Origin of the sequence: Streptomyces sp. TLI_185, assembly GCF_003814765.1 — a bacterium.
GTDB lineage: Bacteria > Actinomycetota > Actinomycetes > Streptomycetales > Streptomycetaceae > Streptomyces.
In genome coordinates this window covers 1,038,612-1,053,515 of sequence record NZ_RKRB01000001.1, presented here as the reverse complement: position 1 = coordinate 1,053,515, position 14,904 = coordinate 1,038,612, and the positions used below count along the sequence as shown (strand labels likewise).

The 14,904-nt window shown below is 68.6% G+C and carries 11 protein-coding genes and 4 pseudogenes; 9 read left to right on the top strand and 6 right to left on the bottom strand.

Annotation, left to right across the window (positions count from 1 at the left end; all coding sequences use genetic code 11):
- Positions 1-161 precede the first annotated feature (161 nt).
- Positions 162-2,111: a GAF domain-containing protein gene (locus EDD92_RS04855; RefSeq protein ID WP_123963155.1), complete on the top strand. Its 1,950-nt coding sequence runs from the start codon at positions 162-164 to the stop codon at positions 2,109-2,111.
- 40 nt (positions 2,112-2,151) lie between these two features.
- On the opposite strand, the gene EDD92_RS04850 is transcribed toward EDD92_RS04855, so the two are convergent.
- The 3 genes and pseudogenes from EDD92_RS04850 to EDD92_RS04845 all read right to left on the bottom strand — a co-directional run.
- The gene (locus EDD92_RS04850) at positions 2,152-3,534 is read right to left on the bottom strand and encodes an MFS transporter (protein WP_123963154.1); all 1,383 of its coding nucleotides are present in this window, start codon (positions 3,532-3,534) and stop codon (positions 2,152-2,154) included.
- Positions 3,535-4,291: 757 nt separating this feature from the next.
- On the bottom strand, positions 4,292-4,609 hold the full coding sequence (locus tag EDD92_RS50875) for an AMP-binding enzyme (RefSeq protein ID WP_260327279.1): 318 nt from the start codon (positions 4,607-4,609) through the stop codon (positions 4,292-4,294).
- 129 nt (positions 4,610-4,738) lie between these two features.
- Positions 4,739-5,635: pseudogene (locus EDD92_RS04845) on the bottom strand (class I adenylate-forming enzyme family protein); the annotation flags it as partial.
- 26 nt (positions 5,636-5,661) lie between these two features.
- Here EDD92_RS04845 and EDD92_RS04840 point away from each other — a divergent pair.
- Positions 5,662-5,832 carry a hypothetical protein gene (locus EDD92_RS04840; protein ID WP_185123935.1) on the top strand — a complete coding sequence of 57 codons (171 nt, stop codon included), beginning with the start codon at positions 5,662-5,664 and terminating at the stop codon, positions 5,830-5,832.
- Between the two features lie 662 nt (positions 5,833-6,494).
- Here EDD92_RS04840 and EDD92_RS04835 read toward each other — a convergent pair.
- Positions 6,495-7,007: a helix-turn-helix domain-containing protein gene (locus tag EDD92_RS04835; RefSeq protein WP_123963152.1), complete on the bottom strand. Its 513-nt coding sequence runs from the start codon at positions 7,005-7,007 to the stop codon at positions 6,495-6,497.
- A gap of 160 nt (positions 7,008-7,167) precedes the next feature.
- Here EDD92_RS04835 and EDD92_RS04830 point away from each other — a divergent pair, with 160 nt between their 5' ends.
- Entirely contained in the window at positions 7,168-8,181 is a 1,014-nt protein-coding gene (locus tag EDD92_RS04830) for an NADP-dependent oxidoreductase (RefSeq protein ID WP_123963151.1), read from the top strand.
- A gap of 56 nt (positions 8,182-8,237) precedes the next feature.
- Here the strand turns inward: EDD92_RS04830 and EDD92_RS04825 are convergent, their stop codons facing one another.
- Positions 8,238-8,780, bottom strand: coding sequence for an amidase family protein (locus EDD92_RS04825; protein ID WP_123963150.1), 543 nt, complete (start codon positions 8,778-8,780; stop codon positions 8,238-8,240).
- Positions 8,781-8,908: 128 nt separating this feature from the next.
- On the opposite strand from EDD92_RS04825, the pseudogene EDD92_RS04820 reads away from it, so the two are divergent.
- The 4 genes and pseudogenes from EDD92_RS04820 to EDD92_RS04805 form a co-directional block, all read left to right on the top strand.
- Positions 8,909-10,175, top strand: a pseudogene (locus tag EDD92_RS04820) (NF041680 family putative transposase); the annotation flags it as partial.
- Positions 10,176-10,302: 127 nt separating this feature from the next.
- A complete protein-coding gene (locus EDD92_RS04815; RefSeq protein ID WP_123963149.1) occupies positions 10,303-11,304 on the top strand; it encodes a helix-turn-helix transcriptional regulator in 1,002 nt (333 codons plus the stop codon).
- 163 nt (positions 11,305-11,467) lie between these two features.
- Positions 11,468-11,665: a hypothetical protein gene (locus EDD92_RS04810; protein ID WP_123963148.1), complete on the top strand. Its 198-nt coding sequence runs from the start codon at positions 11,468-11,470 to the stop codon at positions 11,663-11,665.
- Positions 11,666-11,726: 61 nt separating this feature from the next.
- The gene (locus EDD92_RS04805; protein ID WP_123963147.1) at positions 11,727-12,257 is read left to right on the top strand and encodes a hypothetical protein; all 531 of its coding nucleotides are present in this window, start codon (positions 11,727-11,729) and stop codon (positions 12,255-12,257) included.
- Between the two features lie 428 nt (positions 12,258-12,685).
- Here EDD92_RS04805 and EDD92_RS04800 read toward each other — a convergent pair whose 3' ends face one another.
- Positions 12,686-13,171, bottom strand: a complete 486-nt coding sequence (locus EDD92_RS04800; RefSeq protein ID WP_123963146.1) for a hypothetical protein — start codon at positions 13,169-13,171, stop codon at positions 12,686-12,688.
- Positions 13,172-13,395: 224 nt separating this feature from the next.
- Here EDD92_RS04800 and EDD92_RS04795 point away from each other — a divergent pair.
- Both EDD92_RS04795 and EDD92_RS04790 read left to right on the top strand, forming a co-directional pair.
- A pseudogene (locus tag EDD92_RS04795) lies at positions 13,396-13,542 on the top strand (IS701 family transposase); the annotation flags it as partial.
- Positions 13,543-13,581: 39 nt separating this feature from the next.
- Positions 13,582-14,294 (top strand): annotated as a pseudogene (locus tag EDD92_RS04790) (ISAzo13 family transposase); the annotation flags it as partial.
- Between the last annotated feature and the right edge of the window lie 610 nt (positions 14,295-14,904).

The window sequence follows — 14,904 nt, the reverse complement described above, 5'->3', positions numbered from 1 at the left end:
GCAGGTTCGCCTCGCGACATCCGTACCGGCCGTCCTGACTGCCCTGCATCTCTGCTGGGGGTCCGGGGGCCCGCGGCGGAGGCGTCGATGTCACAGCCCCCGGAAAGGCACGGTGTCCACAGGGCTGACGGGGCGGCCTCGGGATGAGTAATCCTGTGGGCATGTCCCGCGATCACGTGCCGTCCGCCGAGCGCACCGATGCCGAAGCCGCAGCTGGGGCGCTCACCGGCGCGGAGACGCCGTTCCTTCAGCTGCTGGCCAGGGGTGCGTCCGCCGACGCCTACGAGCAGCCGGTGCTGCTGGCCCGCGCCGAGGGGCGGAGCGCCGAGGCGATCGCCGCGCTCGAGCACGCCAAGCTGCTCGCGCTGCGCGTGCGCGCGGAACTGGAGGGGCGCCGCCGCCGCGAGGCCGAGCTGTCCGCGCTCTTCGAGACCGCCCACGACCTCGCGGGCCTGCGGGACCTGGACGCCGTACTGCAGGCGATCGTGCAGCGCGCCCGCTCCCTGCTCGGCACCGACGTCGCCTACCTCAGCCTGAACGACCCGGAGCGCGGCGACACCTACATGCGGGTGACCGAGGGCTCGGTCGCCGCCCGCTTCCAGGAGCTGCGGCTCGGCATGGGGGAGGGGCTCGGTGGCCTCGTGGCCCAGACGGCCCGCCCGTATGTCACCGACGACTACTTCGAGGACGACCGCTTCCAGCACACGCACGCCATCGATGCCGGTGTGCGCGACGAGGGCCTGGTCGCCATCCTCGGCGTGCCCCTGATGCTGGGCCACCACGTCATCGGCGTCCTGTTCGCGGCCGACCGGCGCGCCCGGGTCTTCGAACGGGAACAGATCGCGCTGCTCGGCTCGTTCGCCGCGCTGGCCGCGGCCGCCATCGACACCGCCAACCTCCTCACCGAGACCCGCTCGGCCCTGGCCGGCCTGGAGCGCGCCAACGAGATCATCCAGGACCGCAGCGCCGTCATCGAGCGCGCCTCCGACGTCCACGACCGGCTTGCGGAGCTGGTGCTGCGCGGCGGCGGGGTCCATGACGTGGCCGCGGCCGTCTCCCAAGTCCTCGACGGCACGGTCGAGTTCACCGAGGCGGGCGACGCGCCTGCAACACCCCTGGAGGCTTCCCGGGCCGAAGGGCACGCCGTACGGCACGCTGACGACTGGATCGCCGCCGTGGCCGCCGGCGGCGAGCTGCTCGGCGCGCTCGTCCTGCGCGGCCACCCCGGTCTCGACCCCGTCGACCAGCTCACCCTGGAACGGGCCGCGATGGTCACCTCGCTGCTGCTGCTCGCCAGACGCTCGGCCGCCGAGGCCGAACAGCGCGTCCGCGGCGAGCTGTTGGACGACCTCCTCGACGCCCGCGACCGCGACCCGCGCCTGCTGCGCGAGCGCGCGTCCCGGCTGCACGCCGACCTCGACGCCACCCACGTGGTGCTCGCCGCCCGACTCGACGGCACCGCGCCCGACGCCGACCAGGAGGCGGCCGCCCGCCGCCGGCTGTGGTCCGCCGCCTCCCATCTCGCAGCGACCCGGCACGGCCTGGCGGCCGCCCGCGACGGCGGCACCGTCCTGCTGCTGCCGCTGGCCCCCGGCGACACCGCCACCGACCTGGCCCGCCGCACCGCCCACCAGCTGGGCACGGCAGTCCACGAGGCGGTCACCGTCGGCGCCTCCGCCCCCGTCCAGGACCTCGCCGCCCACCCCGACACCGCGGCCGCCGCCTACGCGGAGGGCCGACGCTGCCTGGACGCCCTGCGACTGCTCGGTCGCCCCGGAGACGGGGCCGCAGCCGAGGACTTCGGTTTCCTCGGCCTGCTGCTCGCCGGGGACCGGGACATCGCCGGCTTCGTCGACCGCACCATCGGCCAGGTCGTCGCCTACGACGAACGACGCGGCACCGACCTCGTGCACACCCTCGACGCCTACTTCACCTGCGGCATGAGCCCCGCCCGCACCAAGGACGAACTGCACGTCCACGTCAACACGGTGGCGCAGCGCCTGGAGCGCGTCGCCCGTCTCCTGGGCGACGACTGGCAGGACCCGGCCCGCGCCCTGGAGATCCAACTCGCCCTGCGGCTGCACCGGTTGTCGGCACGCACACAGCACTGACCCCCGTACGCCAGGCGTACGGGGGGAGGCTGACGGCGGGTCACACGGTGCGGGCGTCCGCCGGGGCAGTCGAATGGTCCGCGCCCGCGGCCGGTTCCACCTCGGCCAGGTCCCGGTGGCGGGTCTCCTTGGCGACCCCCACCGCGAGGACCGTCAGAACGGCCGCGGCGATGACGTACAGGGCGATCGGGGTGGAGCTGTCGTAGTCGTCGAGCAGCGCGGTGGCGATCAGGGGTGCCGGGGCGCCCGCCGCGACCGAGGCGAACTGGGCGCCGATCGAGGCCCCCGAGTAGCGCATCCGGGTCGCGAACATCTCGGAGAAGAAGGCGGCTTGGGGTGCGTACATCGCGCCGTGCAGCACCAGGCCCACGGTGACCGCGAGGATCAGGTTGCCGAAGCCGCCGGTGTCGATGAGGGAGAAGAACGGGAACATCCAGAGCCCGACGCCGACCGCGCCCAGCAGATACACCGGACGCCGTCCGACCCGGTCCGACAGCGCGCCCCAGGCCGGGATGACCGCGAAGTGCACGGCCGATGCGATCAGCACCGCGTTGAGCGCGGTCTGCTTGGAGACGCCGGCCGACGTGGTGGCGTAGACGAGGATGAACGCGGTGATGACGTAGTAGCTGATGTTCTCCGCCATGCGCGCGCCCATCGCGACCAGCACGTCCCGCCAGTGGTGGCGCAGTACGGACACCAGCGGCAGCTTCTCCGCCTCCGCACTCCGGTCGGCCTTGCGGGCCTCGGCCTGCGCCAACGCCTGCCGGAACACCGGCGATTCATCGACAGACAGACGAATCCACAAACCGACGATCACCAGCACGCCGGAGAGCAGGAACGGGATCCGCCAGCCCCAGGACACGAAGGCGTCGTCCGACAGCACGGCCGTCAGCAGGGACAGCACACCGGTGGCGAGCAACTGCCCCGCGGGCGCGCCGGTCTGCGGCCACGAGGCCCAGAAACCGCGCCGCCGGGCATCCCCGTGCTCGGACACCAGCAACACGGCCCCGCCCCACTCACCGCCCAGCGCGAATCCCTGGACCAGGCGCAGAGTGGTCAGCAGCACGGGTGCGGCTGCGCCGACCGTCGCGTGCGTCGGCAGCAACCCGATCGCGAACGTCGCCCCGCCCATCAGCAGCAGACTCAGCACCAGCAGTTTCTTGCGTCCGATGCGGTCGCCGTAGTGCCCGAAGACGAGTGCGCCCAGCGGACGGGCGGCGAATCCGACGGCGTACGTCAGGAAGGAGAGGAGCGTGCCGACCAGGGGGTCCGAGTCCGGGAAGAACAGCTTGTTGAAGACGAGCGCGGCAGCGGAACCGTAGAGGAAGAAGTCGTACCACTCGATGGTGGTGCCGATGAGGCTGGCGGCGACGATGCGCTTGAGGTTCGCGGGCGGTGGTGGAGCGGATGCTGCGGAGGCCATGTTCGCCACTTCCTCGTGTGCGGTGGGGACGGGTACGTGTTCGCACACGGTAGGAATCTGCAGGTCAGGGGCACATGTGGTGGGACTACATAGTTCGGGGGCGGGGTGTGCGTGTTGCCTCCATGTCAGTGCGTGGAGGACGACCCTGGGGGCTTGGTCGGTGGAGGAACGGGCCCTGTCTGTGTTGCGTAAATCGGGTTGGTTCGACGGGGGCGTGCTGACTCCCGTGCTGGTTTGGTGCTGACTAAAAGCCCACGTCATCACCTGTCTTCGTCGCTCCTGTGCTGACTTGGTGCTGACTACGCTCCGTTGAACTCGGGCATTTGGTGGTTAACCGCGGAGCGTCGTTCTGCGACGGGTGATCGGGGCGCCCCGGCTCGGCCCTGCTCCCCCCCCCCGCGCTTGCAGGGCAGTCGATGCACACGGTGCCAGGAGGTTCTTCGCCTGCTGGTGGTACATCGCACGTATGGCGCTGACCTGCGCGAATGCGGGGTTTGCAGAGAGTTGGCGGGAGCTGGTCCCTGTATGGTCCGGATCTTGATGGTGTCTCCTTACCGACCTGCTCCGGCCGGAGCGGCCTGGGAGCGAGCGCACCGATAGGGCTGGGCCATCCTTGCGAGCAACTCCGCGGATGTCCCGGGCAGGCCGGGCGAGTGGCGAAGCTCGCGAAGTTCTGGGGGTCCCGGATCTGGACTCGGTCCCTGACACGGAGCCGAGGGCCGCCACCGGAGACGGCCCCAAGCGCCATCCGTGGAGGTCAGGACCGCGCGGAGACCTCGGCGTGGGCAGCGCGCAGCGAGACCTTGTCGATCTTGCCGACCGCGTTCTTCGCGATGGCATCCACCACGAAGAACGCGGTCGGGCGCTTGAAGCCGGTGAGGCTGCGCGCGCAGAGGGACTGCAGTGCCGACGGATCGACGGTCGAACCCGGTCGGGCCTGGACGTAGGCGACGACGACCTCTCCCCATTTCTCGTCGGGGACGCCGATCACGGCGGCCTCGAGCACCGACGGGTCACCGACGAGGACGTCCTCGATCTCCTTGGGGTAGATGTTCTCCCCACCCCGGATGATCATGTCTTTCGAACGTCCGACCAGGGTCAGGTATCCGTCGGCGTCGAGCCGGCCCACGTCGCCGGTGTGCAGCCAGCCGTCGACGATGACCCTGGCTGTCTCCTCCGGGCGGCCGAGACAGCCCCGCATGACGTTGGGGCCCCGCACGACGACCTCTCCGTCCCCGCCCGGCGGCACCTCGCTGCCGTCGGCGTCGACGATCCGGATCTCCCGGCCGGGGAAGGGCAGTCCCACGGTTCCGGCGCGGCGAGGGCCCGCGACAGGATTCATGGTGGATCCGCAGGTTCCCTCGGACAGCCCGTACCCCTCGACGAGCGGAAACCCGTAACGGGCCTCGAACCGGGTCAGCAGCTCGGCGGAGGCGGGTACCGCGCCGCAGACTCCGAAGCGCAGGGACGAAGTGTCGGGGCGGACCTGGTCCGGAAGCGCCGCGAGCATGCTGTAGATCGTCGGCACGGCGCTGAAGAAGGTGGGACGCTCTCGCTCGACCACGTCGAAGAACGTCTGGGGATTGAACCGGTCGGCGATGGCGACGCTCGCGCCCGCCAGCAACGGTACGAGGATGCTGACCACGATGCCGTTGACGTGGAAGAGCGGCAGGATCAGCAGGCATCGGTCGGCCGGCCCGACCTCCAGCGCCCGACGCCCCATGTCCGCCATGGCGTCGATGTTGGCGTGGTCGAGCATCGCCCCTTTGGGAACCCCGGTCGTGCCACTGGTGTAGATGAGCAGGGCCAGTGCGGACGGGTCCGGAAGGGGGGCTTCATCCGGTTCCGCCGCTCCGATGTCGCGCAGTTCGTTGACGGCGAGGACGGCAGTTCCGTCCGCCACGGGGGCCTGACCGTCCTCGACCACCAGGAGGCGTGCGCCGGAGTCCTTGAGCTGTCGGGCCACTTCGACGTCGGTCATGCTCGGGTTGACCGGCGTAATGGTGGCGCCGAGCCGCCAGGCGGCGAACAGCAGAAGCACGAACTCCACGCGATTGGTGAGCTTGAGAGCCACGACATCGCCGGGGCCGATCCCGAGGTCCTGGAGGTGACGTGTCGCCGCGGATCATGGCTGACGCCGCGTACGCCGTCCTCACGCGTGACGCGCGCAAGTGCACCGGCAACCTGTTCATCGACGACGAGGTCCTGTCGGACGAAGGCGTCGCCGACCTCTCCGGGTACAGCCCTGCCGGCTTCGACGGGGATCTCGCCCTCGACATCTTCGTCGATCCGGCCTGATCCCGCTCCGCTTCGGGGCGTGGGCGGAACTCCCCCTCTCGGACGGCGACGATCCGCGCCCCGGTGCGCAAGGCGTGCGCGACACCCCGCTCACGGCTGCGCCACCGGCCGTACGGGCCGACATCGCAGCCGCGATCGGACATCCGTTCAACGCGTACCTGGGCATGCGCTGGTGCGCACGGGCAAGTTCCTCGGCTACTACGTCACCGTGTGCGACGGCTGGCCGTGTGTGCCACCCGGTGTGCGTCCTCACCACGGCGCCCAGTTTGATTCACCCGGCCTGGAGAAGGTCCTGCGACTGCCGGCCGCCCACATCGGTGCGATGGCCTCAGATGGCGTCCCGCCGGGTGGTGTGGCCGGTCCCAAGTCGCCGGAATCCGCAGGTCGGCGGCGACTCCGCACGACCGGAGCCTCAATTCGCCTCAGCAGGGCGCCTCGTGGACCACCGCCTCTGTCCCCATCGAGGGGCGGAAGCTGCCCATGGAGCACACGGAGGTGGGTACCGACCTCGTGCTGTGCAACTCCACCGCCCCCTGGTGGGCAATGCGTCGGCACCATGCCACGCCGTACCGGCTCGCAGAGGACCGGGCCGGACCGGGCGAGCGCGAGCGCACCTGGACGGACCCAGCCCGTCGCGAACTCCCGGCGCCACCGAGCTCAGTTCACTCGGCAGGCCTCAGGCGAAAAGCGGGGCCGGGGATGCTCTCGATGTCTTCCGGCTGTACGGCGTGGCCCTGCTCGCAGCGGATCTGGGCGTCGACGTGCGCGCCGCATCCACGGTGCCGGGACAGCATGGCGGGGCCCTCCGGGTCGGCGCGGTAGCGGTCCCCCCACTGCAGGAGCCCCATCACGGCCGGGACCAGATCCACGCCCTTGGGTGTGATCACGTACTTCGGCCGGCTCCGCGAGCCCGGCTCCTTGTAGGTCTCGGTGGCCAGGATCCCTTCCTCCACGAGCATCTTGAGTCGCGCCGCGAGGAGGTTGCGAGGACAGCCGAGGACGCGTTCGAACTCGCTGAAACGGGACGAGCCGTACCAGACCTCGCGCAGGATCAGGATCGTCCACTTCTCGCCCACGACCTCAAGGGTTCGGGCGATCGAGCAGTTCGACGTGTCCCGGTCGAGATGGGGAAACGTGCCGGCGTCGTCCTGCAGGGCTTCGGTCGTTGCGTCCATGGGGGTGATTCTAACCTCCTCTGAGTTTACTTTTCCATACTCAGCTAGTACCGTCATGATCGGCACGTCACCCCTGCCGCAGACGAGAAGCAGGCGCACAGGGGACCCGTCCCAGGAATCACACCGACCACCGAGACACCCACGCAGAAGGGCGGCCGCCATGAAGGCATTCGTCGTCGAGAAGTACGGCAAGGACGGCGCCCGCGCCGCCGACGTGCCCGAGCCCATCGTCGGAGCCCGCGACGTTCTGGTCAGAGTGAGCGCCGCCAGCATCAACCCGCTGGACAAGATGGTCCGCAACGGGGAGTTCAAGCAGATCCTGAAGTACAAGCGCCCGTTCGTGCTCGGCCACGACGTGGCCGGTGTCGTGACACAGGTCGGCTCCGCCGTGCACGGCTTCAAGGTCGGCGACGAGGTCTACGCCCGCCCGCGCGACCTGCGGGTCGGGGGCTTCGCGGAGTACATCGCGATCGACGCGGACGATGTCGCCCCCAAGCCGGCCTCACTCTCCCTGGAGGAGGCGGCCGCGGTGCCGCTGGTGGCCCTGACCGCCTGGCAGATACTCGTCGAGCGCGCGCACGTGAAGCCGGGGCAGAAAGTGCTCGTCCACGCCGGAGCCGGCGGCCTCGGGTCGACAGTCATCCAGCTCGCCAAGCACCTCGGCGCCACGGTGGCGACGACCGCGAACACCAGGTCCGAGGAGTTGGTCAGGAGCCTCGGCGCCGACGTCGTCGTCGACTACACCAAGGAAGACTTCTCCAAGGTGCTCTCGGGCTACGACCTGGTGCTGGACTCCCTGGGCGGGGCGAACCTCGAGAAGTCACTGACCGTACTGAAGCCCGGCGGCCTGGCCATCAGTGTCGTCGGCCCGCCCGACGCCGGTTTCGCCAAGCAGCTCGGCGCACCCTCCGTCCTGGGCCTGGTCATGAACACCCTCAGCCGCAAGATCCGCAAGCAGGCCAAGGCACTGGGCGTGCGCTACGAGTTCCTCTTCATGCAGGCCAACGGCTCCCAGCTGCGCAAGCTCGGCGCCCTCTACGACAGCGGGAAGCTCCGCCCGGTCATCGACAGCACCTTCCCCTTCGACCAGACGCTCGAGGCGATGGCGTACGTCGAGCAGGGCCGCACCAAGGCCGGCAAGGTCGTGGTCTCGATGGTGCCCGACGGCGAGTGAAACCGTGCGGGCCGATCCGGTGGCCGTTCACCCATGCGAGGACGGGCGGCTGATCGTCACGCGAAGGCCGGAGGGGGCTGGTAGCCCTCGACTTCCCGGCCCAGGAGCTCGGCGAACTTGATGGTCGTGAGGTCGCCGCCGCTCGGCCCCATCACCTGCAGCCTGACGGGCAGACCGTCCCGGCCCGTTCGGACGGGGATGGTCGTCGCCGGAGAGCCGGCCACATTGGCGATGGCGCTCCACTTGACCTGATCCCAGTAGGAACGGGAATGCCCGTCCACCTGGATCCGTCGGCCGAACCTGTCGATCGGCTTGGTGTGATGAGGCGGCGCCGTGGTCGGAGTCACCGGCATGAGCAGGACGACGAACTCACGGAAGAACTCGGCCCACCGGTGCCGGAGTTCATGGCGCGCAACGTCCGCTTGCAGCCAGCTGTAGTGGGACTGGAAGGTTCCTCTCACCGCGGCCAGCGCCTCTCCACGAGGGTGTTGGACAAGACGCGCGAGGGTCGCGGCGTTGGAGGTCGCTGTCAGTCCGGACCGGTCGTAGGTGAAGGCGCCGAAGAGCAGGCGCTGGAACAGGGCATGACTGGTCGTCATGTCGACGGGCAGGCTGGTGGCCGTACTTCGACCTTCGTGCCCGCCGCTTTCAGGGCGCTCAAGGCGTCATCCACCGCGGCAACGACATCGTGGTCTATCGGGCATGACGCGTCCTCGGTCCACACTGGCACGGCGCGATGTACGAGGCGCTGAACTGCGGGAACGTGGACGTGCCCCGGCTGCGGCAGGTGTTGGCCGGCCTGCCGATGCCGCAGGCCGCCGACGGCCGCCTGGTGCTGGCGGTCGACGTCAGCAACTGGCTCCGCCCCGACGCGCCGACCAGCGTGGACCGCCTGTTCTGCCACGTCTACGGTCGCAGCGGTCGGTCCTCGGACCAGTTCATCCCCGGCTGGCCGTACTCCTTCGTCGCCGCCCTCGAATCGGGCCGGACGTCCTGGTGCCAGCTCCTGGACGCCGTCCGTCTCGGCCCCGAGGACGACGTCGCCGAGGTCACCGCCGCCCAGCTCCGCCGTGTGGTCGAGGACCTGATCGAGTTGGGCCGCTGGCACGCCGGCGACCGCAACATCCTCATCGTCTTCGACGCCGGCTACGACGCCCCGCGCATGGCCCACCTCCTGACCGGCCTCCCGGTCGAAGTACTCGGACGGATGCGCTCCGACCGCGTCATGCGACGGCCGACGCCCACGCTCAAGGAGTACGCCCTGGCCTATCCCCAGGGCGGGCGACCGCCGAAGCACGGCAAGGAGTTCCGCTTCGCCGAGCTGGACACCTGGGGTGAGCCGGACGCGGCCACGACGCAGGTCACCGACCGGTACGGCACCACCCACGCGATGGCCTGGGACCGCATCCACCCCCGCCTGACCACCCGCTCCGCCTGGATCGATCACACCGGCGAACTCCCCGTCATCGAAGGCACGTTGATCCGCCTCCAGGTCGACCGCCTGCCCGGCGGAGGCGACCCGCTCCCGCTCTGGCTCTGGTTCGTCCGCCACCGGCCTGGACAGCGAGGACGTCGACGTGCGCTGGCAGGCGTTTCTACGCAGGTTCGACATCGAGCACCTCTTCAGGCTGATGAAACAGACCCTCGGCTGGACCCGTCCGAGGCTGCGAACCCCCGAGGCCGGCGAGCGCTGGACCTGGCTGATCATCGCCGCGCACACCCAGATCCGCCTCCTGCGCGGGGCAACCGCCGACCTGCGGCGGCCGTGGGAGAAGTCCGCCGAGCCCGGCCGGCTCACCCCGGCCCGAGTCCGCCGGGGATTTCGGAACCTCCGCCCGCACCTGCACTGCCCTGCTCGTGCACCAAAACCCTCAACACCCGGCCCGGGACGGCCACTTGGCTCGAAGAACCGGCGGCCCGCCACCCACTACGACGTGGGCAAGACCGTGAAACGACCCGAGAGCATCACCGAACGAAACCGACTCACACCATAAAGAACAAGGTGAGTACCTGTTTGCGATCCGGGTCGACCGTGCTGTGGCCAGATTGATCATTGCGTGATTTCCGTCCAGAACTGAGACTGCTGTGGGGCAAACAGCGAAGCGTAGGACGGGGCGCTCGGTGAAACGCATTCACTTCACGGCGGAGGACCTGGCGCGGACCCGCGTGGCCAGGACTATCGGCGTGGCGGCGGAGACGTTCGACAGTGTGAAGCTGTTGAAAGACCGCAACACGAGTCTCGCCTTCCGCCGCTGGCACGTGTCGGTGCGTGGACGGCTGGGCGAACAGGCCGGCCCACTCGCCGCGTTGCTACCCAAACGTGGTCCGCTGATCGACGCGATGAGTCTGATGGGAGACACGGCTTCCATCGACGAGGCGGTGGACAACTTCATGGCGGCTCCCCGTGCCCTGATGCGCCTCGAACTGGAGAACATCGACTTCCACCCCTCACACCGATCCTGGGCCCGGTCCCTGATGGACGGCGACCGGGAAACTCGCCTCCAGGTGGCCACAGCGCTCAGGGCATGCAACAGCGTCACCGTCGCCCCCTACTGGAGCAGGGTGCGCTCCCATCTGAACGAGACCCGGGCCGCGTACGCGGGCACGATGGCCGATGATGGAGTCGAACAGCTCCTCACCGCACTCGGCAGTCCGTTCGTCCGCTGGCGGCCGCCCGTGCTCGAATTGGCCCACTCGCACAATGCAGACATCCACTTGAATGGGCGAGGCCTCGTCATCGCGCCGACGGTGTTCTCCACACCACAGGTCGGACTTTGGTACCCGCCACTGGACCCGGCCAAGGCCCCCACCCTGGCCGTCCCCACTCTCAGCGGGACCTCACTCGACACCGCACTGTGGGAGGGCGCCGGCGAGTTCACCACCCAGTCACTCGACGATCTGCTGGGACGCACCCGGGCCGCGGTGCTGAGAGCGGCCGTCGGCGGATGCAGCACCACGGATTTGGCCCGCCGCCTGAACATCTCGCCGGCAACCGCGAGCCACCACGCGACAGTGCTGCGCAATGCCCACCTGGTCACCACCCGACGCGAAGGCAAGGCGGTCCTCCACACCGTCACGTCACTGGGCATCGCGCTGCTGGAGCAGAGGCACCCCTTCGCCTGAAGGGAACGAACGGGCCGAAGCCGGGAGAGAGCCTCGGCCGCCAACGTTTCGATGGAGTTCGAAACGTTGGCGGTTGTCCTCTGGCAGAACCTACGTTCTGACCGTTCGGAGTGACGGAAGAAGCGCCGACAGCCCAACCTCACTGATCGGTCAAGGAGTTCAGATGCATCTGCGCAAGCGGGCACTGGCCGCTGTGTTCGTGGCCACCGCGGCCTTCACCACCTTGGGAACCCAGGCCATGGCCGCACCCATGCCCTGCAAGACCAGCAAGACCCCCACGGCCATCACCCACGGCACCCCCGCGGCGGACAGCGAGGGCGGCACGGTCACCGTTCTGTGCAGCGGCAACTGCTACCAGTAGGCGGCAACACACCCCGGGCGCCCATGCCTTCCCGGCGCGGGGGTGACTCCCGAGGTCACGTATGTCGGGTGAGGCCAGCGGATGGAGGATCTTTGCCACGGGTGAGCCGAACCGTTTCATCGGTATCACGCGCGGCTTCTACATCCGTATCGCCAACCGGCACGGCAGCGCACTGGGGTTCCAGCTTGGCAGTGTTGCCGAACGTCTGGACAGGGCCGCCTCGATCGAGCTGCCGGTCGGTCATGAGATCCGCCCCCGAGGTGTGTTCTATGACGACAAGCGCGGTGGCTTCACCTGGTACTTCGACTACCTGTACGGCCCTCGCGGCTGGCAGAGCGAGGAGATCGAGCCGCCGGTGGATGAGCACAAACTACTCCGTCAGCTTGGGGATGACGGGGTGTCGTTTGATGACGGGCAGTTCGATCACTTCGACATCGTTTTCAGGCGGGTCAATCGTGGGAGCGATTCATACGACGCCGACCATGAACCGGTACTACGAGCGCGTCCCCAGCTACGTCTAGCGAAGCTGCTGCTGAGACTCCCGAAGCGCAGAGAACGCCCGCCCAGGGGTGCGAGGTCGGCTTGTCGGTGAGGAGTTCGGCCATGGGACCTTCGGAGAAGTCGCGGCTGATGGGACCCTGGTCCCCGGCCCCGTCGAAGGCAACCGTTCAGTCGTCCTCACGCTGCTGACGCTCGGCTCACGTCACTCCGACCGACACGGAGCGCCGCAGGCCGCCGCCCCGGCCTGCGGCGGCGTCACAACCGGTGCTGCAGCGCCGAGGACAGCGGAGTTCCCCGGCCAAGCTGGTGTTGCGGAGAACCTTTCACCCTGGTTGAGGTGGGGGACATGGGGCCGAGCCCGGACGTAGTTATCCTGACTGTTCTGCCGGTCGAATTCCAGGCGGTGTCGGCGTTGCTCCGTGAACGGTCGACGGTCGTCCACCCGGAGGGTACTCGTTGTATTGAAATACGGGCCCCAGGCAAGGTTGACAACTGTCAGATCGGGGTGGCCGGGTACAACTAGCCGACGCAGTGTTCGCCCTTCCAGGGCCAGTTGAAGCTTCCAGGCTTGACCAGGGCGACGTTCCAGTAGGGAAGAGCCGCGCAGGAGTCGATCCACAGCTGGGTCGCCGGGAATTTCCCGGCGGTCCTGCTGTTGAACAGAAGTGGCCCACCGGAGTACTTATAAATCTTGACGTTGTGGTCGGACGCGAGCGTGATGTAGGCCCTGGGCTGAGCCGACGTCACGTGATTCGGTCCGAACTCATCCACGAGAACACCTTTGTAGTAGATGAGCGCGTTGGCGTAATTGCCCATGCAAAGCTTTGCGACAGCCCCGCGCTGCCCAGCAGTGGACACGATGCACTTCCCGACGGTCAGCTTCTGACCGAGGTTCAAGTGGTACTGCCCAGCTGCAGCGCCAGCCTGAGTGGCTGGCGTGAAGATGGATGCCCCAAGCAGAATCCCGGTAATCAGAACGCTCCGCATATTTTTGCGAATCCCCATGTCGTCCAATCATTTGATCCCGAAGATCACTGGACGCGTAACGTACCGGGGCGTTCAGGGCCGCGTCAAGATCGATACATCAGAGGGTTTCGCTCCCCAGGGCCCTGGCGTGTGCCCGGCTCGCCCCGGCTTGGTACTCCAGCTGTAGATCGTGATCTTGCAGGTCCGGGCGCGGGTACGGCCACCGTTGATCATCGTCGTTTGTGAACACGAACGAGGTGGTCATGGACCGAATCGCGGGCCGGTTCGCCCGGGTCGAACCCCGGCTGCGGGCCGGGCGGTTGGTGCTGGGCCTGCTGTCGGACCTGCCGCGCAAGAACTGCTGGACGATCGCGGAGTGGGCCGGGCAGACGACCCCGCCCGTATTTCAATAGGTGCTCGGCAGAGGGGTGTTGGTGGGAGTCTGAGATATGACTCCGTGTCTGTCAGGCCGCGTTGCCGCTCGTGCTCTGCGGGCCAAGTTCGATCAGATCTGCCGCACTTCGATGAGCGTCGCCGTCGGTTGTACCTGACCAGTGAGGCGACGGCCCTCGGCCGCGGCGGGATCGTCCGGGTCGCCGCCGCCTCCGGCACCAGCACGGCAACCATCGCGCGAGGCTTGGCCGAGTTGGCCGGTTACTCCTCACCGACCCTGCGGGTCCGGGCTCCAGGTGCGGGCCGCAAGCGGCTGACAGACACCGACCGTGGTCTGCTGCCCGCGCTGGAGTCGCTGATCGAGCCGCACACCCGAGGCGACCCCGTCTCCCCGTTGCGGTGCACCACGCTGTCGTTACGGGCCCTGGCCTCGACCCTCACCACACAGGGCCACCCGATCAGCGCTTCAACTGTCGGACACCTGCTGCACACCCTGGGCTACAGCCTGCAGGGAACCGCGAAGACAACAGAAGGCATCAGCCATCCGGACCGCGATGCCCAGTTCGCCCACCTGAATGCCACCGCCGCCACGTTCCTCAACGATGCCCAGCCGGTGATCAGCGTCGACACCAAGGCCAAGGAATGGCTCGGCAACCGGGACCGGCCCGGTCGCACCTGGCGACCGGGCAAGAACGCGATCAAGGTGGACTGCCACACGTTCACCACCAACGACCAGCCGAGGGCGATCCCCTACGGAAGCTTCTCAGTACCCGTGCCAGCGTATTCGGGTCGTCACGATCCTTGGTTGACGTGTATCGCGAGTACATCGGCAGCGGGCCGTATGCGGGTTCCACGCGATATCAGTACGAGGCGAGCCTGCGCCTGCATATTGAACCGTATTTCGGGCACCGCACCATCGGGTCTCTGAAGCCCAAGGACCTTCGGGGCCGGCTGGCGTGGATGGTTGAGGAGTGCGGCTACGCGCGCAGCACGGTGGTAAATCGGTACGGGATCTTGCGCGTGGTGCTCGGGTACGCCGTCGCCAACGGCTACCTGGTCAGGGATCCGTCCCGGGGCTGGAGCACGAGCCGCCATTACAACAGGCGGGGCAGGCGACAGGCGGTGCGGCTGCCGGCGCTGGCCGAAGTTGTGGCCATCGCGGAGCATCTTCCGGCCCCCTACCAGCTGTTGGTGTGGTTGATGGCTGGATGCGGGCTGCGGAATGGGGAGGCGAGCGCAGTTTGCCTGCAGCAGCTCGACTTTGTGTCCGGCATGCTGCTCGTGGGACCGGCAGATCACGCAGGACGCTGCCGCGCCGACGGTCGGCCGGCGAGGACGTCCGGGTACCGCCGTGCAGGGCGGGGGCCGGGCGCATCGGA